Annotated in this window: 21 protein-coding genes; 13 read left to right on the forward strand and 8 right to left on the reverse strand. The window is 59.5% G+C overall.

Translation table 11 applies throughout. The annotated features are described in order from the left end of the window. Positions 1-3: 3 nt before the first annotated feature. Positions 4-834, forward strand: coding sequence for a TrmH family RNA methyltransferase (locus XX99_RS05720; protein ID WP_231581163.1), 831 nt, complete (start codon positions 4-6; stop codon positions 832-834). Next, positions 831-2,165: a replication-associated recombination protein A gene (locus tag XX99_RS05725; protein WP_050058447.1), complete on the forward strand. Its 1,335-nt coding sequence runs from the start codon at positions 831-833 to the stop codon at positions 2,163-2,165. Before XX99_RS05720 ends, XX99_RS05725 begins: the two co-directional genes overlap by 4 nt. Before the next feature lie 711 nt (positions 2,166-2,876). Here XX99_RS05725 and XX99_RS05730 read toward each other — a convergent pair. From XX99_RS05730 to XX99_RS05735, 3 genes are all read right to left on the reverse strand, one after another. After that, positions 2,877-3,920 carry a Gfo/Idh/MocA family oxidoreductase gene (locus XX99_RS05730; RefSeq protein WP_050058448.1) on the reverse strand — a complete coding sequence of 348 codons (1,044 nt, stop codon included), beginning with the start codon at positions 3,918-3,920 and terminating at the stop codon, positions 2,877-2,879. Between the two features lie 75 nt (positions 3,921-3,995). Next, positions 3,996-4,142, reverse strand: a complete 147-nt coding sequence (locus XX99_RS27085; RefSeq protein WP_156185817.1) for a hypothetical protein — start codon at positions 4,140-4,142, stop codon at positions 3,996-3,998. A 1-nt stretch (position 4,143) separates the two neighbouring features. Continuing rightward, positions 4,144-4,587, reverse strand: a complete 444-nt coding sequence (locus tag XX99_RS05735) for a hypothetical protein (protein ID WP_156185818.1) — start codon at positions 4,585-4,587, stop codon at positions 4,144-4,146. A 296-nt stretch (positions 4,588-4,883) separates the two neighbouring features. On the opposite strand from XX99_RS05735, the gene ku reads away from it, so the two are divergent. Together ku and ligD are read left to right on the forward strand one after the other, a co-directional pair. Further along, positions 4,884-5,768 carry a non-homologous end joining protein Ku gene (gene ku, locus XX99_RS05740; protein ID WP_050058450.1) on the forward strand — a complete coding sequence of 295 codons (885 nt, stop codon included), beginning with the start codon at positions 4,884-4,886 and terminating at the stop codon, positions 5,766-5,768. A gap of 1 nt (position 5,769) precedes the next feature. Next, positions 5,770-8,577, forward strand: a complete 2,808-nt coding sequence (gene ligD / locus XX99_RS05745) for a DNA ligase D (protein WP_050058451.1) — start codon at positions 5,770-5,772, stop codon at positions 8,575-8,577. A gap of 105 nt (positions 8,578-8,682) precedes the next feature. Here the strand turns inward: ligD and XX99_RS05750 are convergent, their stop codons facing one another. Further along, on the reverse strand, positions 8,683-8,958 hold the full coding sequence (locus tag XX99_RS05750; protein ID WP_050058452.1) for an HU family DNA-binding protein: 276 nt from the start codon (positions 8,956-8,958) through the stop codon (positions 8,683-8,685). Between the two features lie 169 nt (positions 8,959-9,127). Between XX99_RS05750 and dcd the strand changes: the two genes are divergently transcribed. The 3 genes from dcd (at position 9,128) to XX99_RS05765 (ending at position 11,530) form a co-directional block, all read left to right on the forward strand. Further along, entirely contained in the window at positions 9,128-9,682 is a 555-nt protein-coding gene (gene dcd, locus XX99_RS05755) for a dCTP deaminase (RefSeq protein WP_050058453.1), read from the forward strand. 21 nt (positions 9,683-9,703) lie between these two features. Further along, the gene (locus XX99_RS05760; RefSeq protein ID WP_050058454.1) at positions 9,704-10,363 is read left to right on the forward strand and encodes a LuxR C-terminal-related transcriptional regulator; all 660 of its coding nucleotides are present in this window, start codon (positions 9,704-9,706) and stop codon (positions 10,361-10,363) included. A 483-nt stretch (positions 10,364-10,846) separates the two neighbouring features. After that, positions 10,847-11,530 (forward strand): lipid-binding SYLF domain-containing protein, encoded by a 684-nt coding sequence (locus tag XX99_RS05765; protein ID WP_050058455.1) that lies wholly within the window; start codon positions 10,847-10,849, stop codon positions 11,528-11,530. Between the two features lie 206 nt (positions 11,531-11,736). Here the strand turns inward: XX99_RS05765 and zwf are convergent, their stop codons facing one another. Next, positions 11,737-13,104, reverse strand: coding sequence for a glucose-6-phosphate dehydrogenase (zwf, locus tag XX99_RS05770; RefSeq protein WP_050058456.1), 1,368 nt, complete (start codon positions 13,102-13,104; stop codon positions 11,737-11,739). A 302-nt stretch (positions 13,105-13,406) separates the two neighbouring features. Here zwf and XX99_RS05775 point away from each other — a divergent pair, with 302 nt between their 5' ends. Beyond that, positions 13,407-13,658 (forward strand): DUF2934 domain-containing protein, encoded by a 252-nt coding sequence (locus XX99_RS05775; protein WP_050058457.1) that lies wholly within the window; start codon positions 13,407-13,409, stop codon positions 13,656-13,658. Positions 13,659-14,000: 342 nt separating this feature from the next. On the opposite strand, the gene XX99_RS05780 is transcribed toward XX99_RS05775, so the two are convergent. Continuing rightward, positions 14,001-15,161: a type IV pilus twitching motility protein PilT gene (locus XX99_RS05780; RefSeq protein WP_221302393.1), complete on the reverse strand. Its 1,161-nt coding sequence runs from the start codon at positions 15,159-15,161 to the stop codon at positions 14,001-14,003. A 199-nt stretch (positions 15,162-15,360) separates the two neighbouring features. Between XX99_RS05780 and XX99_RS05785 the strand changes: the two genes are divergently transcribed. The 5 genes from XX99_RS05785 to XX99_RS05805 all read left to right on the forward strand — a co-directional run bounded on the left by XX99_RS05785 (position 15,361) and on the right by XX99_RS05805 (position 19,616). Next, positions 15,361-16,254, forward strand: coding sequence for a lysophospholipid acyltransferase family protein (locus tag XX99_RS05785; protein WP_311732218.1), 894 nt, complete (start codon positions 15,361-15,363; stop codon positions 16,252-16,254). 27 nt (positions 16,255-16,281) lie between these two features. Continuing rightward, the gene (gene lpxD, locus XX99_RS05790; RefSeq protein ID WP_082125286.1) at positions 16,282-17,394 is read left to right on the forward strand and encodes a UDP-3-O-(3-hydroxymyristoyl)glucosamine N-acyltransferase; all 1,113 of its coding nucleotides are present in this window, start codon (positions 16,282-16,284) and stop codon (positions 17,392-17,394) included. Positions 17,395-17,396: 2 nt separating this feature from the next. Next, positions 17,397-18,059: a hypothetical protein gene (locus XX99_RS05795; RefSeq protein WP_050058459.1), complete on the forward strand. Its 663-nt coding sequence runs from the start codon at positions 17,397-17,399 to the stop codon at positions 18,057-18,059. 666 nt (positions 18,060-18,725) lie between these two features. Continuing rightward, positions 18,726-19,142 (forward strand): hypothetical protein, encoded by a 417-nt coding sequence (locus tag XX99_RS27090; RefSeq protein ID WP_156185819.1) that lies wholly within the window; start codon positions 18,726-18,728, stop codon positions 19,140-19,142. A gap of 9 nt (positions 19,143-19,151) precedes the next feature. After that, positions 19,152-19,616: a type II toxin-antitoxin system VapC family toxin gene (locus tag XX99_RS05805; protein WP_050058461.1), complete on the forward strand. Its 465-nt coding sequence runs from the start codon at positions 19,152-19,154 to the stop codon at positions 19,614-19,616. A 1-nt stretch (position 19,617) separates the two neighbouring features. Here the strand turns inward: XX99_RS05805 and xseB are convergent, their stop codons facing one another. Continuing rightward, positions 19,618-19,848: an exodeoxyribonuclease VII small subunit gene (xseB, locus tag XX99_RS05810; RefSeq protein ID WP_050058462.1), complete on the reverse strand. Its 231-nt coding sequence runs from the start codon at positions 19,846-19,848 to the stop codon at positions 19,618-19,620. Beyond that, positions 19,835-21,787, reverse strand: coding sequence for a bifunctional homocysteine S-methyltransferase/methylenetetrahydrofolate reductase (locus XX99_RS05815; RefSeq protein ID WP_082125287.1), 1,953 nt, complete (start codon positions 21,785-21,787; stop codon positions 19,835-19,837). Before XX99_RS05815 ends, xseB begins: the two co-directional genes overlap by 14 nt. Between the last annotated feature and the right edge of the window lie 307 nt (positions 21,788-22,094).

Raw genomic sequence — 22,094 nt, forward strand, 5'->3', positions numbered from 1 at the left:
CCCATGCCGACTGTTTCCATGCGCGGGCGAGCGCCCCGCCCGGTTTCAAGGATCGTACAGAGCCGGCAGAATGCGCGGGTCAAGGAGCTGCGCTCCGGCTTCGCGCGCGCCGGCGTCACTGACGAGGGACATATCGCCATCGAGGGCGAGCACCTGGTCGGGGAGGCGATCGCCAGCGGCCTGCTGCTGGCGGCGGTGTTTGTCGAGACGGGGAAAGAATCGCTCTTAGACCGGCTCGACCTGCCGGACTCTGTCGATGTCCTGGCGCTGCCTCCCGATATTTTTGCCAGCGCCGTTCCGACCGAGGCCCCGCAGGGGATTGCCGCGCTGGTTTCGCCGCCCACGTTCACCCTGGATCAGGTGCTGGCTGCGAAGGCTGCCGCGCTGGTGGTGGTGTCGGCCGGACTGCAGGATCCTGGCAATCTTGGGACTCTGATTCGATCCGCCGAGGCCTTCGGAGCGACCGGCTTCGTTCTGCTCCCGGGGACGGTGAGTTTGTTTAATCAGAAGACGCTGCGTGCTTCCGCGGGATCGGCCTTCCGCCTGCCATGCGTGGCCGCGAAGGCGGAGGAATTGTTTGCTGCACTGCCGGCACGGACGATCACGGCATTGGCTGCCGTGGCGACGGAGGGCGAGCCGATTGCGCGGTATGACCTCACGCAGCCGTCGGCGCTGATTTTAGGCAACGAGGGAAATGGAATTCCGAAAGAAGTTCTGGCATTGATTGAAAAACGGGTGACGATTCCCACGCCCGGGCCGGTGGAATCGCTGAATGCGGCGGTCGCCGGGTCCATCCTGTTGTATGAAGCCGCGCGGCAGCGAGGGTTGCGATGAGCCTTTTCAATCCCACTCCCGATCTGCATACCACGGCGAACCTGTCGGCTCCGCTGGCGGAGCGCATGCGGCCGCGCAATCTGGAAGAGTATGTCGGGCAGGTCCACCTGCTGGCTCCGGGCAAGCCGCTGCGCGTGCAGATCGAGCGCGACGATCCGGCCTCGATGATCTTCTGGGGGCCTCCGGGCGTGGGCAAGACCACGCTGGCCAAGATCATCGCCAACGCCACACACGCCAGCTTCATCGAATTTTCGGCTGTCCTCTCCGGCATCAAGGAGATCAAGCAGGTGATGGTGGACGCGGAGAAGGCAGCCAAGTTCGGCTCGCGGACCATCCTGTTCATTGACGAGATCCATCGCTTCAACAAGGCGCAGCAGGATGCGTTCCTGCCATATGTGGAGCACGGGACGATCCGGCTGATCGGCGCGACGACGGAAAATCCTTCCTTCGAAATTATTGGCGCGCTGCTCTCCCGCTGCCGCGTGTACACCCTGCAGGCGCTGGGCGACGAGGCGCTCCTCACGCTGCTGCGCCGCGCGCTCACCGATGCGGAGCGCGGCCTGGGCAAGATGCAAATCTCCGCCGAGGACGAGGTGCTTCTCACGCTGGCTTCTTATTCGAGCGGCGACGCACGAAACGCGCTCAACGCGCTCGAAGTCGCGGCCAAGCTGGCCGAGGCGCGCGCGGAGAAGGTCATCACCAAAGATCTCGCAGTCGAGGCGCTGCAGCAGCGGGTGCTGCTCTACGACAAGAAGGGCGAAGAGCATTACAACCTCATCTCGGCGCTGCATAAGTCGGTGCGCAACTCCGACGCCGATGCGGCGCTCTACTGGCTGGGGCGCATGCTCAAGGCTGGAGAAGATCCGATGTACGTGGCGCGCCGCGTGGTGCGCATTGCTGTCGAGGACATCGGGCTGGCCTCGCCCGAGGCGCTGAATCTGACTCTCTCGGCACGCGATGCGATGGATTTTCTGGGATCGCCAGAGGGCGACCTGGCGCTGGCTCAGGCTGTGGTCTATCTGGCGCTGGCTCCGAAGTCGAATGCCCTCTATACCGCTTACGGCGAGGTGCTGGGCGATATTGAAGCGACGCGCGCGGAACCGGTGCCGCTGCATCTGCGCAATGCCCCGACCGGGCTGATGAAGTCCATCGGCTACGGCAAAGGCTATCGCTATGCGCACGATGAAGAGGGCAAGGTCGCGGACATGGACTGCCTCCCCGATAGCCTGCGTGGGCGCAAATATTACCAGCCCACTGCCGAAGGCCGCGAAAAGATACTGGCGCAAAGGATGGAAGAGATTCGCAGGATTCGCGAGGGGAAGCGGAGCTAAGAGGGCGTTCGTCGATCGAGCGGCGGAAAGTACCGCGCCTGCCCGTTCAACTATGGGGAGTTGGACTCCGGTGGTCCGAACTCCCCGCGTAAGCTTCCCGGGATCACGTTAGATTACGAAGCAGGGTCCATCTCCGCAGCCCAGAGGCATGGGCGGGGAGAATGGCGACTGCTGAATGTTGGATGGCTCTGGCTGCACAGAGGAAGTAGCTGGCTGTGCATAGGAGTTAGTCGCAGCAGTAGAAATAGTAAGTGCCATGGCCATCATGACGCTAGTTGCAATCGTTTTGATTTTCATTTGGGGTCCTTAGGTGCTGTTGATTAAATATCCGCTTGAGCAAGCAAGATATTTGACCCAAGTCTAGCAATGCTTCCGTAAGCTATTTGTGGGCAATGGCATTAGTATTTGGTAAGTGGAAGATGCGTCCTCTTATATGCTGATTATCGGATGCAGTATTGAGCTGAAGCGTCATTTGTTCAGGGAGTATTCTCTTTTGCTCGTTGCGTATTTTATACGTCTACTTAGTTAGTCGCGTCGCAGTAACTTACGCGGATGACTTATTAAGTCGATTCAGGCGGACCCTCAAACAGGGTCCGCTAAATGCTTCGTCAATGACGCTGTGTTATCTCGAGCGAGGGATAACAGTTGCGTGGGTGCAGCATCGCCGGGATTTTTTCCTCCCGCTGGTCGTTAGAATGACGGAAGGTTTCATCAGCCGGGATACTTTATTGCGCAGCCCGATGCGCTGGACTCGCGGCATAGCTCGATGATGCGCGTGGTGCGCCATGCCTGTTCCGGCTTGACTTCCAGTTTGCCTGCGCCGAGGAGCGCATCGCGCACGTTGGCGTAGAGGCCGCGATAATCTCCGCGGGCGGTCTTGATCTTCCTCGCCGGCTCGCCGGCGATCTGCAGCTCGCCCCACTGGTGCTCCGGCTCTTCACCGAATCCTGGATCGGAATACCTGCCGCCGGCCTTCAGCGCGTCTTCCTGCGGATCGATGCCGTACTTCACGAAGCTGCCTTGGGTGCCGTGGATGGTGAAGCGCGGTCCGGGAGTGACGGCAGTGAGCGTCGAGCGCAGGAGCGCGGTCACGGGTCCAAACTTGAGCTGAATATCGAAGGCATCGTCGATGAGCGATCCTTCGCGTTCGATGCGCACGTCGGCCCAGACACTGTCAGGATCGCCGAAGAGCATGGCGGCCTGATCGATGAGGTGCGCGCCGATGTCGAAGAGGATGCCGCCGCCCGGACCGCCGCTCTCACGCCACGCGTGCAGGCGCGGAGCGGCGCGGTAGCGGTCGATGTGCGCCTCGTAAGTCACGATGCGGCCCAACTCGCCGGATTCGACGACCTGCTTCATGGTGACCGAGTCGCCGTCCCATCTGCGATTCTGATAGACGGTGAGCAGCACGCCATTTTCTTTCGCGAGATCGATGAGGTGCTGCGCGTCGCCGGAGGTCAAGGTGAAGGGCTTGTCGACGACCACGTTGCGCTTCGCTTTGAGGCACTGCGCGGCGTGAGCGTAGTGATCGGCGCTGGGCGTGGCTACGACGATTAGCGGGATAGACTCATCGGCCAGCATCTCTTCGATGGACCGCGCGATCTTGACGCCGGGATGGGCCTTGGCGGCTTCATCGCCGCTGCGCTGGACGATGCAGGCCAGCTCCAGGCCTGAAGTCTCGGCGATGACTGCCGTGTGAAAGATGCGTCCCGCCATGCCGAAGCCGATAACCCCTGTGCGAATGTTCTCTGCCATAAACGAATTGTCGCAGAGACGAGGAGGAGTAGCTGAAACGTGGATGCTTTCAGCGTTCGCGTGGCGCGGGATGGATCAATAATGCGCGGAGGGTCGATTGGACGATGAATCTTCGGTGGTGTGGATGCTTCTGCCTTCGCCGCGAAGGTGGCGATAGAGCGCGGTGCCGAACATCGCGGCGGCGATGATGATTCCAGACACGGCCTGCCAAGACAATGGCATATCAGCTCTCCTCAAATATGATAACGCTGAATTCGGCTAGTAGGCTGCAAATCAGCAATACCGTGGAGTTGTTCGGTATGGCGTTTTCATCCTCGCTCCGCTCTTTTTCGAAGAGTGCTAACGGCAGAATCGAACCTGACTCGAGACTTCTTTGCGTATACAGCTTTTCTTTTCGCAGGTCGTTGGCGATGGGGCCGTATTGAAGTAACCCCAGGGCCAGAATGGCCATCGAGGCCACCGCGAAAAACACGGTCAAGCTGTCTCTTCTTTTCTTGTTTGCCGGATCCAGGCAGCGGAAGACGGCGTCGGATGAAAATGCGAAGGAAATCACCAGCAGAGCGCCGTCATACACTGCGTCTCTCCACGAAGTGAGATAGAGCGGCAGAATGGCAAACAGAATCGTTCCGGCCATGAGAAAAAGTCTGATTTTCAAGCGGCTTTTCACGTTGATTGAATCTTGTCCGAAACACTATAGCGCGGATGTTGTTGGCAACGGCGCTATTGTTGGACTCCCGGGGCCATTTTGGTGAAACCATTGGCACCCCGGATAGAATTTCTTGAATCCAACTAGTCTGCTGAGTCGGAAGCGCCGGGCATGTTTTCATAAGTTGGCCGTGGCGTCCGCCGTTAGGAAACTGCAGGTCCCTCCGCTTCGCTTCGCTACGGTCGGGATGACAAGGATGCGGTGACCGCCGGCTCAGGAGACTAGCTTCGGTTTGTGTTCATCGGAGGTTCGATAGGATGGCGCGTCCATATTGGTCGGGGCAACTGCAAATTTCGCTGGTTTCCTTTGGGATCCAGCTCTTTCCTGCCGTGAGTACGGCGAGCGAGATCTCCTTTCACCAGATCGATCGCAAGACCGGGGAGCGGGTGCATCACCTCAAGGTGATCGACGGCAACGATCCGGTGGACAAGGCGGAGATCGTCAAAGGCTACGAGTACCGGCCCGGCAAGTATGTGGTCGTCGAGCCCGAGGAGGTCGACCGGCTGCGCATCGAGAGCAAGAAGACGCTGGAGATCGCGCAGTTTGTCAGTCTCGACGAGCTGCCGCTGGAGCTCTTCGAGAAGCCCTACTTCGTTCTTCCCGATGGCGACAAGCAGGCGGCGGCCTTTGCCGTGGTGCAGAAGGCACTGGCTAAGAGCGGCAAGGCCGGGCTGGGGGAGATTGTCTTCGCCGGCCGCGAGCATCTGATGGCGGTGACGGCTCCGCATGACGACAAGGCCCTGGGGCTCATGGCCTATACGCTTCGCTATGGCAGCGAGCTGCGTAAGACGGAGGAGTATTTCGGCAGCATCAAGGCGCAGACTGTCGACGCGCGCCAGCTCACCATGGCCAACGAGCTTATCGAGCATTACACGCAGCCGTTCGATATCGATGCGTTCAAGGACGATTACGAAGACGCGCTGCGCAAGCTGGTGGAAGCCAAGGTGAACAAGCAGCCTCTGCCGCTTGAGGAGAAGGCTCCGAAACACGCCAAGGTCATCGACCTGATGGATGCGTTGAAGGCCAGCCTCAAGGCATCGGGGCCGCGCGCCCGCACGAAGACTGCGTCGCGCACCCAATCCGCTCCCAAGAAGCCGGCGAATAAGGCCGCATCCGCATCGCGCAAGCTGAAGAGCGCCTGAGATGGCTACGAAGAAATCAAGCAAGCCGGCGAAGAAGAAGGCAGGCACGGGCAAGACTGCCCCGCCGCAGCAAAAGGGCAAATCGGCGTCGTTGGCAGTCGACGAGCAGCTGGAGATGTATCGCTCGATGCGCGACTTCGAGGTGACGGCTGAACCGTCTGGCGGAAAGCCTAAGCCTCCGGCGCAAACGAATGACCTGCCCTTCGTCATCCAGAAGCATGCGGCGACGCGTCTGCACTATGACTTTCGCCTGGGCTGGCGCGGGGTGCTCAAGAGCTGGGCGGTAGCGAAAGGGCCAAGCTATTTCACCGGCGACAAGCGTCTGGCGGTGCAAGTGGAGGATCATCCCATCGAGTATGGAGGCTTCGAGGGCACCATCCCCAAGGGCCAATACGGCGGCGGCACGGTGATGCTGTGGGATAACGGCACCTGGGCTCCGCACGGCGATGCCGATGAGGGCTTCCGCACAGGCCGCCTGAAGTTCGAGCTGCATGGCAAGAAGATGAAAGGGAACTGGACGCTGGTTCGCATGGGCGGCAAGGCTGCCGAGGAGCGCAAGCCGAACTGGCTGCTCATCAAGGAACACGACGAGTTCGAGCGTCCCGCGGAGGACAAGCCTATCACCGAGGAAGCGCCGGATAGCGTGGTTACCGGCCGCAACCTGGATCAGATCGCCAGCGACGAAGACCACATCTGGAATTCCAAAGACACTGCGACCATCGACGATAAGACGCCCGCACCTGTGACCAAGCCGGAGAAGTCATCGCCGTCCGCGAAGGCCGGTAAAAAAAAAGTAACAACAGCGGCGACAAAAGCTTTATCGGCTATCTCTTCCCGCATAAATGAGCTTCCGCGCGAGGCGATGCCGAAGTTCATTCCTCCGCAGCTGACGATCCAGACCAAGGAAGCTCCGCGCGGCGAGGGCTGGATTCACGAGCTCAAGCTCGACGGCTACCGCATCCAGATTCACATCGATAAGAAGGGCAAAGACGTCCGCCTGTACACGCGGAGCGGCCTCGATTGGACACGGCGCATGCCGGCGGTCGCGGAATCGGCAGCGCGCCTTCCCGTGACCAGCGCGCTACTCGATGGCGAGGTGGTGGTGCTTCGCCCCGACGGCAGCACCAGCTTTGCCGATCTGCAGGCTGCCTTTCAGGACCACGCCCCGCATCCGATGACGTACTTTGCCTTCGACCTGCTTCACCTCGACGGCCACAATCTGCGCAGCCTGCCTTTGCTCGAACGTAAAGAACTGCTGGCCGGGATTCTGCCAGGGGAACCGGACGAGACGCTGCGCTTCAGCGAGCACTTCGAGCAACAGGGAAGCACGGTCTTCGACAATGCCTGCAGGCTGGGCGCAGAGGGCATTATCTCCAAGCGCGCCGATGCGGCCTATACCAGCGGCCGCAGTCCCAATTGGATCAAGATCAAGTGCGTTCGCCAGCAGGAGTTTGTGGTCGGAGGCTTCACGCTTCCGGGCGACAAAGGCGACGGCCTAGGCTCGCTGCTCCTCGGCTATTACGAGAACGGCAAGCTGGTCTATGCGGGACGAACCGGTACCGGCTTTACGCATCAATTCCAGCGCGACCTGCGGCGGCGGCTGGAGAAGATGAAGGTCAAAGATCCCGCCTATGCAAGCGTTCCGGCTGAGGGGCGCAAGGGCGCCATCTGGGTTCGTCCCGATCTGGTGGCCGAAGTTGCCTTCGCCACATGGACGGCGGACAAGCTGGTGAGGCAGGCGGCATTCAAAGGCCTGCGCGAGGACAAGAAGCCGAAGGAAGTCACGATTGAGCTGCCACGCGACACGGCAGAGGTGCAGCAGGAGGCCGAAGAGGCAGCGCCGCAAGAGTCCGCGCGGCAGAGAGTTCATGCAAAGGCCGTGGCGAAGACGGCGTCAAAGAAGAGCGCTGCGAAAAGCGCAGGAACGTTGAGCGCGAATATCCGCCTCACGCATCCCGACAAGATCATCGACGCGGCAACCGGCGTCACCAAGCAGCAGCTGGCTGACTACTATGCTGCCGTCGTCGATCACATGATGCCGCACCTGGCCGACCGTCCGCTGAGCCTGGTGCGGTGCCCGGAAGGCGTTGGGCATCCCTGCTTCTTTCAGAAGCACATCGGGCAGGGAGTTCCCGACGGCATCGGCAGCGTTCCGATCAAGGACAAGAAGGGCGCGACGGAGGAATATCTCACGCTCACCGCTCCCGAGGGATTGGTGGGTCTGGCGCAGATGGGCGTGCTCGAAGTGCATCCGTGGGGATCGCGGAGCGTTACGCTAGAAACTCCCGACATGCTCATCTTCGATCTCGATCCCGATGAGGCGATCGGCTGGGAGACGCTGACGGCGGCTGCGCAGGAGATACGCAAGCGGCTCAAGAAGCTTGGCCTGGAGAGCTTTGTGAAGACCACGGGCGGCAAGGGTCTGCACGTCGTCGCGCCTATTGTTCCAAAGCACGATTGGACTGCGATCAAGGCCTTCGCGCGAGGATTCGCGGAACAGGTGGAGAAGAGCGATCCCGATCTTTATCTCATCAAGATGACCAAGGCGGCGCGCAAGGGAAAGATCTTCCTCGACTATCTGCGCAACGAGCGGGGTGCGACGGCTGTTGCGCCATTTTCTCCCCGCGCGCGTCCGGGAGTGCATGTGGCGCTGCCGCTGAGCTGGAACGATCTCAAGACGAAACCGGAGTTCTCAGTCGCAAATTTCGATGACTGGAAGACGCGCCTAGCCCGCGATCCCTGGGCCAGGATGTGGGATTTGAAGCAGCCGTTGACGGATGAGGCCGTGGCGATGGTGAGCGATAAGTAGATCGCTGAATCATTCGAGCTTGAGTGAAAAATCTCAAGGCCCGTGAATATTCCACATCTCAAAAGCGAGATGCGGGGCACCCGTAATAACTTGCTTCGAGTGGATCTATTGGCCGTCGAGCAGGTGGAGTTCTTTCCCGGGTTTGAAGCGGACGGCTTTGCCTGGGGTGATGGTCACCTCGGCTCCGGTTCTTGGGTTGCGGCCGATTCCGGTCTTGCGGGGGCGGACGTTGAAGACGCCAAAGCCGCGCAGCTCGATCCTCTCGCCATTGGCCAGGGCCTTCTTCAGAGTCTCGAAGACGGTATCCACAGCGGCTTCGGCCTTCACCCTGGGTAGGCCGGTGCGTTCAATCACGTGGTGGATGATGTCCTGTTTAATCAATGTCTTCACCCCGATACGAGAGTTTGCTGCTGCTGCCCGAATGCTGGTGTGATGCTAGAAAGCTTTTTGAACATTGTCAACGCATCGGGCGTCTCGTAAGATGCAATTTTTGAACCAAATAAATGTATTTCGGGGCAAATTGGCAAGCCCGCCCCGGCAAGGAGATTTCTTGGCAATCAAGAGTGACCGCTGGATTCGCGAACAGGCCATGCAGCATGGCATGATTTCGCCATTCAGCGAAAAGCAGGTGCGCGAGGGGGTTATTTCCTATGGCCTCTCGTCTTATGGCTACGACCTGCGCGTATCCAACGAATTCAAGATCTTCACCAATGTGAACAGCGCCATCATCGACCCCAAAAACTTCGACGAGCGGTCGTTCGTCACGGTCGAGTCGGATTCGGTGATCGTTCCTCCGAACTCGTTTGCGCTGGCGCGGTCGATCGAATACTTCAAGATCCCGCGGGACGTGCTGACCATCTGCGTAGGCAAATCGACTTACGCCCGCTGCGGCATCATCGTCAACGTCACTCCCTTTGAGCCGGAGTGGGAGGGCTTCGTCACCCTGGAGATATCGAACACCACGCCCCTGCCGGCGCGGGTCTATGCCAATGAGGGGCTGTGCCAGATTCTCTTCTTTCAATCCGACGAGCCGTGCGAGATCAGTTATGCCGACCGACGGGGCAAGTATCAAAAACAGCAGGGAATTGTCCTGCCTAAGCTGTAAGCTTAAGCAAGAGCCTCCCAGATGAACCCAGTTTTTCAACGCGACGTCCCTCTCCGGATCGGACTGCTCGACTTTGAGCCGATCCGCGTGGCGGGATTCGAGACGGTGTTCTCCGAGGTCCCCAGCGTCGATGCGGTAACGACCACTCTTTCGGAAGCCATGGCCGATACGACTCTGGACATGGTGCTGGTGAGTCTTCAGAATCCCCTGGATTCCTTCGAGACCCTGGCCAAGCTCAAGACGCAGAGGCCGAGCCTGAAGCTGATTGTGATGGGCTCCCATGCCAACGAAGAGACCATCATCAGTGCGATCGCGGCGGGCGCGAAGGGATATCTCGAAGAGACGGCTTCGCCGGAGCTGGTGACGCAGTGCATCGCGGTGGTGGATAGCGGCTCGATCTGGGCGCCGCGCAAGGTGCTGTCCAAATTCGTCGACCGCATGCTGCATGCCACGGAGCGCCGCGTTCTGCGCCACAACTTCAATTTCACGGGGCGGGAGCAGGAAGTGCTGCGTCTGCTGGTGGCGGCGCGCTCGAATCGCGAGATCGCGGAGAGCCTGGGAATCGAGGAGCGCACAGTCAAGGCCTATATCGCCAGACTGATGCGCAAGGTGGGGGTGCAGAATCGCATCGCGCTTTCGATCCATGCCGCCAGTCGCGTTCTCGGAACGGATAAATCCTGATTTTTCAATATCTTGGAAGGGTTTTGCCCCAAAAACCCAACTTCTGTAGCACTTTGGTGCTATTACTATTGGGTATTACTTTCCATCCTGCAACTCTAGTTACCTTGCGCGCGAGTTGGTAACGTATTACAACATTACTAGCAACAACGCAGATCTGGGGAACGGGGCTGGTGGCGCAGGAGACTGTGATCTAAAGCCCCTCTTTTTTACCCTCCTTCAGTAACCGGTTTGCATACATCCTCACTCCTTTCCGATTTTTAAAAAACTTCTGGGGCATCTTCAGCGGTTGACTCCCTGGAGTCCTCTTCCACAATCTTTCGGGTTAATCTCCCGCATCTTCAACCTTCCTTCACTCCTTTGCATCTATCTACGCGTATCAATTGAAGTGGAAGCAAATAGTGTGCTAACTTGCCACGCGGGAGTTCCGCGCCGTGGCGATGCCGCTATCGACGCGAGATATCTTTGCAAGGAGAAAGATTGTTTATGAAGAAAGTACTGGCTCTTTTCTGTGTCGCGGGTATGTCACTCTCCGCATTTGCTGCCACCGATATGGCGACGTTGAACGATCGGCTGGAGAAGTCGCGCATCATCATCGATGAACTTTCACGGACACCCGATAAGGGAATTCCGGACGGCATCGTGAAGCAGGCGACCTGTGTCGCGGTGGTTCCGAGCTTGAAGAAGGCGGCGTTCGTCATCGGGGGCCAGTATGGCCAGGGAGTCGTGACCTGCCGCACTTCGCATGGCTGGAGCGCTCCGGCGTTCATCCGCATGGCGGGCGGTTCGTTCGGATTCCAGATCGGCGGCCAGGGAACTGACCTGGTCCTGGTAGCTATCAACGACCACGGCCTGCAGGACCTGCTCAAGAACAAGTTCAAGATCGGTGCGGACGCTGCAGCAGCCGCGGGTCCGGTGGGCCGGAACTCGCAGGCTTCGACGGACTGGAAGCTGAACTCCGAGCTGCTTACCTACTCGCGCAGCAAGGGCCTGTTCGCGGGCATCGACCTGGACGGCACATCGGTTAGCCAGAATACTGACGACACCGATACCTTTTACGGTTCGCCGCATCCCTTCGAGCAGATCCTGAAGGGCAATGTGCTTCCCCCGGATTCGGCTCGTCCGTTCCTGCGCACAGTTGCTAAGTACTTCCACTCTGTTCAGGACTAATTAGGGCTTGTCTCAAACGAAAAGGTCCGGCCTTCGGGCCGGACCTTTTTTTAGCTACTTTTGTGCGCTGTTGAGATTTCAGCGTCGGGCTGTGACCACAAAATGGCGATTGCGCAAGAAACTCCAAATCCTTCGACTCGCTTTGCTCACTCAGGATGACAATTCAGAAGGGGAGCAAAGAAGCGGAAGGAGTCGTTTTCTAAGGGCTATTTCGGATCGCACCAGCCGCCTTCGCGGGATGTGAGTTGAGCTGCTTCGGGTGGGCCCCAGCTTCCCGGCTTATAAATCGTGGGCTGCAGGTTTCCGTGCAGCAGCGGATCGATGATGCGCCACGACTCTCTGACATAATCCTCGCGGGCGAACCAGGTCTGGTTGCCTTCCATTGCGTCTTCGAGCAATTCCTCGTAGGGCAGCAGGGTGGATGTGCCGCACTCCTGGTTGGCCACCAGCTCGACCATGCAGCCGCGCAGCCGCTCTCCGGCTTCCTTGACCGAGCCGCCGATCGCAATCACCGGCTCGCCGCTCAGGCGGAAGCGAACGTAGTTCTGCGGGGGCACGTTTTCGGAGAAGACCGGAGGAGTTCCGCGGAACTTTGCGACGACTTCGGTTGCCGTCTGGGGCATGAGCTTGCCCGCCCGGATATAAAAGGGAACATCGCGCCAGCGCCAGGAATTGATGTGCAGGCGGAGTGCGGCGTAGGTCTCCACATTGGAATCGGGCTTAACGCCCGGCTCATCATGGTAGCCCTCGAACTGCCCCAGTACGACGTCTTCGGGCCGCAACGTCTGAACGCTCTTCAGCACCTTTACGCGCTCTTCGCGCAGCGCTTCGACGTCCGGGCCAGGCGGCGGCTCCATGGCGATGTTGCTCAGCAGCTGCATGAGGTGATTCTGCACCACGTCGCGCAAGGCGCCGACGGCGTCATAAAACGCTCCGCGACCCTGGATGCCGAACTGCTCGGCCATAGTGATCTGCACGCTCTCGATGTATTGGCGATTCCAGACGGGTTCGAGAAATGCGTTCGAGAAGCGAAAGAAGATGAGATTTTGTACGGCATTCTTGCCCAGATAGTGGTCGATACGGAAGATATCCGGCTCGTCGAAGATATTGTGAATAGCCTCGTTCAGCTCATGCGCCGAGGCCGAGTCATGCCCGAAGGGCTTCTCCACCACGACACGCGCGCCTTCCGCCGATCCTGAGTCTCGCAGCTTCTCGATGACCTCGATGAAGAGGCTGGGGGGGATGGCAAGGTAGTGTAGCGGATGCTTAGCGTTGCCTAATTCACGGCGCACATGTTTGAACGTCTCGGGATCGGAGTAGTCTCCGTCCACGTAACAAAGACGCTGAAGGAGCAAATTAAGGCCCTCGGGATCGACGCCGCCGTGCTTTTCGACACTGTCCTTGGCGCGGGCCTTCAGTTGCTCCAGGTTCCATCCGGCCTTGGCGACGCCGATGACCGGCCCATTGAGCTTGCCGCGTTTTGCCAGGCGTTGCAGGGCGGGGAAGATTTGCTTATACGCGAGGTCGCCAGTGGCTCCGAAAAATACTAATGCGTCAGACTTTGGCTGATCCATTCGATCTATACCGACCTTTCTATCTTTGCGAATTGTATTCGCTCTGTATTGTTTGGATGCTACAGGGTAAAAGCCGGCTTCCACCTGGGCGAGGATGGCCGCCACTCTCAATGGACGAGCGACCGATCGGAATGGCCGCGCGATATGCGCTTGCTTCTCCGGAGCGTTGCATTCGCTCGTCTGGGATTGCGCAGATAGATACGCAACAGTGGTTTGGGGTTCCCATCTAGATACTAGATTTCGTATCCTAAGAGGGAGGCCCCTGCAAGGTTGGCGGCGAACCCACGAAGGAGATTTTTGGAATGGCGGACAAGGAAAAGAAAGCTAAGGCGCCCGCAAAGCCGCGCAAGACCGCAGAGAAAGCGGTCGAAACGAAGGCTATCAAGAAGGATAACGTCGAGGAGATTAAGGCAGCGCCTTCGTTCGTTGAGCCTACCCGCGAAGAGATAACGGAGCTGGCCCGGAAGTATTGGGCAGAGCGCGGATGGCAGGACGGGTTTGCGGAGCAGGATTGGCTGCGGGCCGAGCAGGAACTGCGGGGAATGGCTTCGTAAGGCGGAGTTGCTTTCAGAAGGGCGTTATTGTTGAGGCGTGATTTTGAGCTCAGCGAAGAATCTTAGCCCTGTTGGAGGGTGAACAGCGCTGAGATTCTTCCTCTCTTTGGTGGTCAGAATGACGGGGTAAGGGGTCTGCCGGCTCGAGCTTGCGCCAGCAGGTTGGCGATGCGGAACTTTCCTGGCCCGCGGCTAAAGCCGCACTTCATTTTTGGCTGATATGGACGGGCTGAAGCCAGTCCCTCCCTCCGTAAAACCGCCCCGCATATGAAGGCCATCTCCGCCTCTTAAAAGCTATTTGTGGGTGGCATCGCGGCTGTATTTCTCGAGCGCGGACTGCGGCTATCGGGGGGAGTCGCTTAGATATTGGTTGAGTTCGGCTACGTGGTAGCAGTGATCGATGGCCGTCTCCCGCTGAATTCTTCCCGAACGGACCAACTCCGCTAAAGACTGCTCCATGGTCATCATTCCTTCAGCGCGTCCGGTCGAGATATGGGACCGGATCTGGTGATCCTGGCCGGAGCGAATCAAATTACGAACGGCGCTAGTTGCCATCATGATTTCGAGCGCGGGATAGCGGTTCGCACTGTCGGCGGCGGCCACCAGCTGCTGCGAGATCACGGCCACGAGCGCCAGCGACAATTGTTGCCGCATCTGCGATGGCTGCTGCGATCCGTGGCCGGTAGGCAGCAGGTCGAGGATGCGCGACATGGTCTGCGAAGCATCGTTGGTGTGCAGCGATGACAGCACCAGGTGGCCGGTTTCTGCGGCGGTGAGAGCTGCGGCCATGGTTTCCCTGTCGCGCATCTCTCCCACCAGGATCACGTCGGGGTCTTGACGCAGTACGGCGCGCACCGCATGGGCAAAGGACGGCGTATCCTGACCTACTTGAATCTGCTCGACGATCGAGCTGCGATTGGCATGTTGATATTCGATGGGATCTTCAATGGTGATGATGTGATCGCGGCGGCGGCTATTGATGAGATCGATGAGCGCAGCCAGGGTAGAGGTCTTGCCGCAGCCGGTGGGGCCGGTGAGCAGCACCAGACCCTGTCGCCGCTCGGCGAGGTGGGCAAGGCTGGGCGGCAGATGCAGCGACTCGAGCGTGGGAATCTGCGTCGGCAATACCCGTATGCTGGCCGCGAGCGTGCCCCGCTGGTAGTGAAAGTTCGCTCGAAAGCGTCCGATCGAGCCGTGAAGAAAACAGAAGTCGAGGGATTTGTTTTTAGCCAGTTCTTCAGCTTGAGTAGTGGTGAGAAGAGGCAGCAGCAGGCCGCGAATGTCCTCCGGTGACATCGGGGCTCCCGAAGCCTGAGCCAGTGCGCCTTTGACGCGGAGTGTGACGGACGAGCCGGCGACGAGCAGAATGTCCGATGCGTTTCTCTGCACGGCCATGGCCAGGAGTTGATCGAGCGATGTGCTGTCGCTGCTCTTGGCTGCGACTGTCTTCCGATTCAGCTGTTCTACCAGCCGCGACAACTCGTCGTCGTGTGCTGCCACCATCCCACTCCCTCATCCTCGCTGCTGCGAAGCTGTACTTGGGAAAGTATCTCAGGCTTCTTCAGAGTAAGACGGCCCAGCGGAAGCCCTCGCTCGTCGAGGCAGAAAGGCGTCTTTCGTCGCGTGAAGAAAATGCTGTCCCCTTCGGCTCGAAGTTTGGCGTTTACACTGGGGGTTGCTGCCTCCCGTAATGCGAGAAAGATTGGAATACGCGGTTGTCTGGTTATTGGTGAAGCTTCTGGGCGCGCTGCCTCGCTCCTGGGCGCGGGCGCTCGGCGCCGGAGTGGGTGCGGCGGCGCTGTCTCTGCTGGGGCGGCTGCGTCAGGCCGGGCTTCGCAATCTCGAGTTGGCTTTTCCTGACAAGAAACCCGATGAGCGGGAAATTATTCTCCGCGGGCTCTTTCGCAACTTGGGATGGCTGCTCGCCGAATTCTGCCAGATGCCGCGCTATACGCAGGCAAATACCGCGAATCTTGTCCGCTATGAGGGGCTGGAGCACTACCTCGCGGCGAAAGCCAAAGGCAAGGGCGTGCTGATCGTCACCGGGCACCTCGGGGCGTGGGAGTTGTCGAGCTACTATCACTCGCTGATGGGCTATCCGATGAGCATGGTGATCCGGCGGCTGGACAATGCGCGCGTCGACCGGCTGGTGAACCATATCCGCTGCCTGCACGGCAACCGGGTGCTGCACAAGGACGATTTCGCGCGCGGACTGCTGGGTGCGATGCGCCAGGGCGAGACGGTCGGCATCCTAATGGATACGAACATGACTCCTCCGCAGGGGGTGTTTGTGCCCTTCTTCGCGCATCAGGCGTGTACTGCGTCCGGGCTGGCGCGGGTAGCGCTCAAGACCGGCGCGGCGGTGCTGCCGGGGTTCATGCTATGGGAGGAGCGGGAGCAGAAGTATGTGCTGCACTTCGGTCCCGAAATCGAATTGATCGCCACCGGAGATGACGAAAGGGACGCAACCGAAAACACGGCGCGCTTTACGGCGGTGATCGAGAGTTATATCCGGCGATATCCCGACCAATGGCTCTGGGTTCATCGACGCTGGAAGACACGGCCGGAAGGCGAGCCGACACTTTATCCTCGTTAATGAGCATAGGCAGACAGAGAAAATTCTATGGCGCGATTGATGCAACTTGCTGAACTGCTCGATGCCGAGCTTCGTATGCCTCCCGCGGAGCCATTGCCGGAGATCACCGGAGTTGCCAGCGCGAAGACCGCATCGAAGAGCGACCTGGTCTTTGCCGAAGATGCGAATGCCTTCTCCGATGCGCTTGCCTCGCAGGCTGCGGCGGTGATTGTGGCCGCGAAGATTGCTCCCGAAGGCGCGGCAGGCAAGCCGCTGCTGGTGGTGAAGCAGCCGCGCCTGGCCTTTGCTCTGGCCGCGCGCGAATTGCGTGGAGCACAAGATGCTACCGGCGTTCATCCGACCGCGATCATCGACGGCAGCGTGGTGCGGGGACGCCGCATCTCGGTTGGCGCTTATGCGGTCATCGAAGCGGGAGTGAAGATCGGCGACGATACGATCATTGGCGCGGGTGCGATTGTCGGAGCAGGGGTGGAGTTGGGACGTGGATGCCACATCTATCCCCGCGTGGTGATCTACAGCGGCGTCGAGCTGGGCGAACGAGTGGTGGTGCATGCGGGAGCGGTGCTGGGTGCGGACGGCTTCGGCTATGTTCGCGACCATGCGAGCGGTGAGTACACGCAGTTTCCGCAGCAGGGAAGACTGATCCTCGAAGACGATGTGGAGATCGGCGCAAACACCACCGTCGATCGCGGCGCACTCGAAGAGACGCGTCTGGCTAAGGGTGTGAAGATCGATAACCTGGTGCACATCGGGCATAACGTGCAGGTCGGTAAACATGTGGTGATCGCGGCGCAGACGGGGATCTCGGGATCGAGCGTGATCGGCGATTATGCGATTGTCGGCGGACAGGTGGGAATCGGCGATCACGCAGTCGTGGGCGAGAACGTCATTCTCGGATCGGGGTCGGGTGTGCTTACGCACAAGAAGGTGAAGGGACCGGGTGTGGTCTTCTGGGGGCGACCGGCGAGGCCGCTGCAGGATTATTTGAAGGAGCTGGCGACGTTGTCGCGGCTCACCCGCCGCCGCAAAGAAGAATCGCTGCCGGTTGAAGCGGCGTCGAAGTCCCGTCCGCGTAAGAGCGCGGCGCGTAAAGCGACGGCGAGCAAGCCTGTGACTGACAAAACGGGGAAACAGGAGTAGCTGTGGCTATCGTCGTCATCGGCGGTCACTCGCGCAACATCGGGAAGACCTCGGTGGTGTCGAGCCTGATCTCGCGGCTCCGGGACTTGAACTGGACGGCCTTCAAAATTACGCAGTACGGCCACGGCTTCTGCACCGCTGACGGCGCGCCCTGCGACTGCCAGACCGACGACCACACCATCGCCATCAGCGCGGAGCGCGACCCCAATACCGGCACGGATAGCGCCCGCTTTCTCGCGGCCGGTGCGGCTCGCTCGCTGTGGGTGCGGACGCGGCAGGGAATGCTGGCCGAGGCCATGCCGCGCATTCGCAAAGAGCTGGCCACGGCGGAGAATGCCATCCTCGAATCGAACAGCCTGATCCAGTTTCTGCAGCCGGATCTTTATCTCACTGTGCTCGATTACGGGACGGCGGATTTCAAAGATTCCGCACGGTTGTTTCTGGATCGCGCCGATGCGGTGCTGCTGCGCGGATCGGGTGTGGAGCTAGTGCCTCGCTGGGCTAGCGTGAGCCTCAAGCTGCTCGAAGGCAAGCCCCAGTTTGTTATGGGGCCTTCCGAGTCGTTGACCGAGGAGATTGTGGCGTTTGTTCGCGGGGCGGTTGAGAATGCGAATAGGGGAAGAGGCGCCGCAGCGGATGAGTGGCAACCGGTCGTCGATCCTTGATAGCGTAGATATTGCCGGTAACCGGAGTAGGGTTAGATATAAGATTCAACTGGAAATTGCATATACGTTATACCGCAAGGCGTATGCTGAAATGCCTACATAATATCCGCACGCCATCCAGGGAGGTTCCCGGTGCTGAATTACATTGAACAAGAGATTGCTGTGGACACCGCAATTCCCTATGGCGCGGATATTCCGTTACCAATTAGCGCGTCCCTGTTGCGGAGATTAGAAGAAACCGCGCGTCCATGTGTGCGTATGGCGCTGCAAGGCACGAGTGCGTCTGTGGGGGCTCCTCCCGCTTGGCTCGAGCGGGCTTCTGATGTCCGGACCCTCGGATTCAGTGACCGTGGTGGAAGAGCGATTTTGCACGTGAAGGCCCCGCGGCTCGGAGATGCCGTACCGGAGATCTTCGATCAACCCCCGCTTTGGCCCGGAGTCGCGTCGCCCGAGGATACAGCAATCCAGTTGATCGGAAAAGTGAGCCAAGTGGTTCGCAGACAGGAAACAACTAGCGATCTCTACGACCGTCCGTTGCTCAGGCATCTGAGCCATTGGGACAAGCTATTCCGGAGAGATGTTCGCTCGATACGATTTCCGACGAGATCTCCTGTAGGCGATGACTCAGACATATTCGATGAGCAGGTTTCCAAGAATGCTCTCGTGTTGAGCGACCAGACTCCGACTCCGCGGCAGGTTCGAGTAGTCGGCAAACTGGACATGGTGCGTCACAGTACACGCTCATTTGGGTTATTGTTGGCCGATGGTACGGAAGTTCGGGGAATTCTCAGCGATGGGGATCCTGATTTGCTGCAGCGATATTTCGGCGGAGAGATCACGATATTCGGCAAAGCTGTTTATAGACCATCCGGCACGCTGCTGCGCATTGATGCTCAGGAAATAGTCGATACCGTCGAAGGGCGCACAGCTTTTTCGCATGTCCCGCTTGCCCTTACCCATCAGCCGAGACAAGATCGCAAAACGCAGACCTCTAAGAACGGGGTGAGTGCTTTTTTCGGAAGCTGGCCCGGAACTGAGACAGACCAGGAATTGCTTGCGGCGCTGGAAGAGTTAAGACACTAATCATTCCCTATGCCTCAGAGCTATGTGCTGGATACAAGCATCATATTGAATTTGATCCGCGGGCGAGAACTCGGCGAATCGATTGATCGCGCCTTCGGTTTGAGGGCAGCGTACTACCGCCACCTAGTATCGATTGTTTCCCATGGAGAACTGCGCGTGTTGGCTCGCCGGCACGAATGGCAAGAATCAAAATTAGCCGCGCTGGCTATTGCACTTGGCGAGGTTGTTACCGTGAATATCGATAACAGCGCGATGATTGAGGCGTATGTTCGAGTGGAGGAGAGTTGTAGCAGCGCTCCGGGTGGCGAGCACAACATGGGACAAAACGATATGTGGATAGCGGCAACAGCGCTCCATGCCGGTCTGCCTCTCATCACAGCTGACAAGGATTTTCGTTTTCTAGATGGACGCTTGATCCAGGTTTATTGGGTCGATTCGGGCGCTGGCTCGCAAAAGGGCCGCTCGATCAACTGACCTATTTAGGCGCGGCCAGCGGGGCGAAGGCTTCGCGTTTCATGGAGCCGTCCCGCTGCTTGATCAGGATTTCGACTTTGCCTTCTGCTTCTTCGAGCTGCTTCTTGCAATCGGAGGAGAGTTGCATGCCCTGCTCGAAGAGCTTTACCGAATCCTCCAGGGGCAGGTCGCCGCGCTCCAGCTGACCGACGATGGTTTCGAGTTGCTTCAGAGAATCTTCAAACGTTGCCAACGGCTGCTCCACTGACTTCTGTTGTCGCTACGGTGACCGATGCTCCGGCGACTGTTGGGTTGGCGGTTGCGGCGTTCTGCTGCTTCGGCAGCACGTCGGCGATGACTTCGGCGGCGAGCGCGTAGCGTCCGAAGGGGGCGCTTACCTGAACGCCCTGCACCATGGGAATCGCGGCGGCGAGCATCTCCTGCGCGATCTTCACGCCTTCGGCGCGCGCCAGATCGGGTGTCGAGGCCTGCTGCATGCGTAACAGAATGCTGTCGGGCACGCTGACGCGCAAATCGTTCTTCATGAACTCGGCATTGCGCAGGCTGGTCAGCGGCCAGATGCCGGCGACAACCGGGATGCGGAAGCTTTCGATGCGCTTGAGGAAGGCTTCGAGGATGCGGAGATCGAAGACGGGCTGGGTGATGGCGTATTCGGCTCCGGCTTCCACCTTGTAGGCAAAGCGGCGAACCTCGTTATCGATGTCGGGCACGCCGGGGTTGGCGGCGACGGCGATGGTGAATCCCGTAGATGCGCCGATGGAGTTGCCGCCGATATCGAGCCCGTGATTCAGGCGCTGCACGATATTCGTGAGGCCGATGGCGTCGACATCGAAGACCGCCGTGGCATCGGGATAGTTGCCCAGCTTGGGCGGATCGCCGGTGAGGCAGAGAATATTTTTTAGGCCGAGCGACGACGCGCCCAGCAGATCGCTCTGAATGCTGAGCACGTTGCGGTCGCGGCAGGTGTAGTGGAGGATGGTCTCGACGCCGATGCTCTGCTGAATCTGGATGCAGAGGCTCTGCCCGCTCATGCGCGCCGAGGCGCGCGGCGAATCCGGCACGTTGATGGCGTGGATGCCGCGGGCGGCGAGCAGCGCTGCGCCTTCCAGCTCCTTCTTGCAATCGATGCCGCGCGGCGGCACGATCTCCACCATGGTGACGAAGGTTCCTTCATGAATCAGCTTGCCGATCTTGGAGCGCTGCTCGATGGGCGGAGGCGGTGTTTCGCTGACCAGCGAGACCTTGGCTGTGCCGTGCGCGCTGACCTTTTGCGCATCGACTGCACGCAGGGCGGACTTCATGGCGCGGATGTGGTTGGGCGTGGTGCCGCAACAGCCTCCGATGAACTGCGCGCCGGCCTTCAGGAACTTGCGCGCGAAGTTGGCCATGTACTCCGGCGAGCATAAATAGATGTTGCGGCCGTCGACGGCGCGGGGCATGCCGGCGTTGGGCATGGCGGCCAGGGGCAGGCTGGTGGCGGCGGCGAGCTTTTCGAGGGTGGTGAGAATGGTGGCGGGTCCGGTGCTGCAATTGGTGCCGACGATGTCTGCGCCCCAGGCGGTCAGGCGGGCTGCGGCGACTTCGGGGGACGCTCCGTCGAGGCAATTGGACTCCTCGTCGACGGTGATCATGGCCAGGATGGGCAGTTCGGGCGCGACTTCCTTCGCGGCCTTGATGGCCTGCTCGGCTTCGTTCAACGCGACGATGGTTTCGATGACCAGCAGGTCGACTCCGCCGGCCTTAAGGCCGCGGACCTGCTCCGCGAAGGCGGCGCGGGCTTCGTCGAGCCCGGTTTTGCCGAGCGGCTCGAGGTGAACCCCCAGCGGGCCGATGGCGCCGGCGACCCAGGCTTTGCCGGCCTGCTTGTCGGCCAGCTGCTCGACGGCCTGCCGCGCGATCTGAGCTCCCGCCTTGTTGATGTCGAAGACCTGGTCCTGCAGACCGTAGCGCAGCAGGCGAAAGGAGTTGGCTCCGAAGGTGTTGGTTTCGATCACTTCGGCGCCGGCCTGCAGATATTCGTCGTGGACGGAGCGAATCAGGTCCGGTTGCGAGAGGTTGAGCTCGTCGTAGCAACGGTTGATGAAGACACCGCGAGCGTACAGCGTGGTGCCCATCGCACCGTCGCAGAGGATGGTGCGTTCGCCAAACATTGCTCGGATACGGTCGGTCATGAACTGGGAATCCTTTCCTTCATGGTATGCCAGGGAATGATCGATTGCCAGTTGCCGGGGTTTCGCAACCGGCACATTGCGCGGGAGATTCGCAAGAATCGCAGGGCGCGAAACTATCTAAAAAAAGCGGGTCTCAGTCTATATAGGAAGAAGAGTGCAAAGACGACGGCGGTGGCGCGTCTGCGTCGTTCATGCGGGACAATTGATAACCGGGCAAGTTGGGCGCTTTGCTATACTGGCCATTCCCAAGGTTCGAGAGGTTTTGCGTTTTGAAGAGAAGAAGTCTATCGGCTTTATTTGCTATTCC

The sequence above is a fragment of the Silvibacterium bohemicum genome (genome assembly GCF_001006305.1).
Lineage (GTDB): Bacteria > Acidobacteriota > Terriglobia > Terriglobales > Acidobacteriaceae > Silvibacterium > Silvibacterium bohemicum.

Bases quoted from the DNA above. Each gene is read 5' to 3' on its own strand.
- XX99_RS05760 (WP_050058454.1), top strand. From the start codon at position 9,704: ATGAACCCAGTTTTTCAACGCGACGTCCCTCTCCGGATCGGACTGCTC.
- zwf (WP_050058456.1), bottom strand. From the start codon at position 13,104: ATGGATCAGCCAAAGTCTGACGCATTAGTATTTTTCGGAGCCACTGGC.
- ku (WP_050058450.1), top strand. From the start codon at position 4,884: ATGGCGCGTCCATATTGGTCGGGGCAACTGCAAATTTCGCTGGTTTCC.
- XX99_RS05725 (WP_050058447.1), top strand. From the start codon at position 831: ATGAGCCTTTTCAATCCCACTCCCGATCTGCATACCACGGCGAACCTG.
- XX99_RS05765 (WP_050058455.1), top strand. From the start codon at position 10,847: ATGAAGAAAGTACTGGCTCTTTTCTGTGTCGCGGGTATGTCACTCTCC.
- XX99_RS05775 (WP_050058457.1), top strand. From the start codon at position 13,407: ATGGCGGACAAGGAAAAGAAAGCTAAGGCGCCCGCAAAGCCGCGCAAG.
- lpxD (WP_082125286.1), top strand. From the start codon at position 16,282: ATGGCGCGATTGATGCAACTTGCTGAACTGCTCGATGCCGAGCTTCGT.
- XX99_RS27085 (WP_156185817.1), bottom strand. From the start codon at position 4,142: ATGCCATTGTCTTGGCAGGCCGTGTCTGGAATCATCATCGCCGCCGCG.
- XX99_RS05780 (WP_221302393.1), bottom strand. From the start codon at position 15,161: ATGGTGGCAGCACACGACGACGAGTTGTCGCGGCTGGTAGAACAGCTG.
- ligD (WP_050058451.1), top strand. From the start codon at position 5,770: ATGGCTACGAAGAAATCAAGCAAGCCGGCGAAGAAGAAGGCAGGCACG.
- XX99_RS05720 (WP_231581163.1), top strand. From the start codon at position 4: ATGCCGACTGTTTCCATGCGCGGGCGAGCGCCCCGCCCGGTTTCAAGG.
- XX99_RS05805 (WP_050058461.1), top strand. From the start codon at position 19,152: ATGCCTCAGAGCTATGTGCTGGATACAAGCATCATATTGAATTTGATC.
- XX99_RS05730 (WP_050058448.1), bottom strand. From the start codon at position 3,920: ATGGCAGAGAACATTCGCACAGGGGTTATCGGCTTCGGCATGGCGGGA.
- XX99_RS05815 (WP_082125287.1), bottom strand. From the start codon at position 21,787: ATGACCGACCGTATCCGAGCAATGTTTGGCGAACGCACCATCCTCTGC.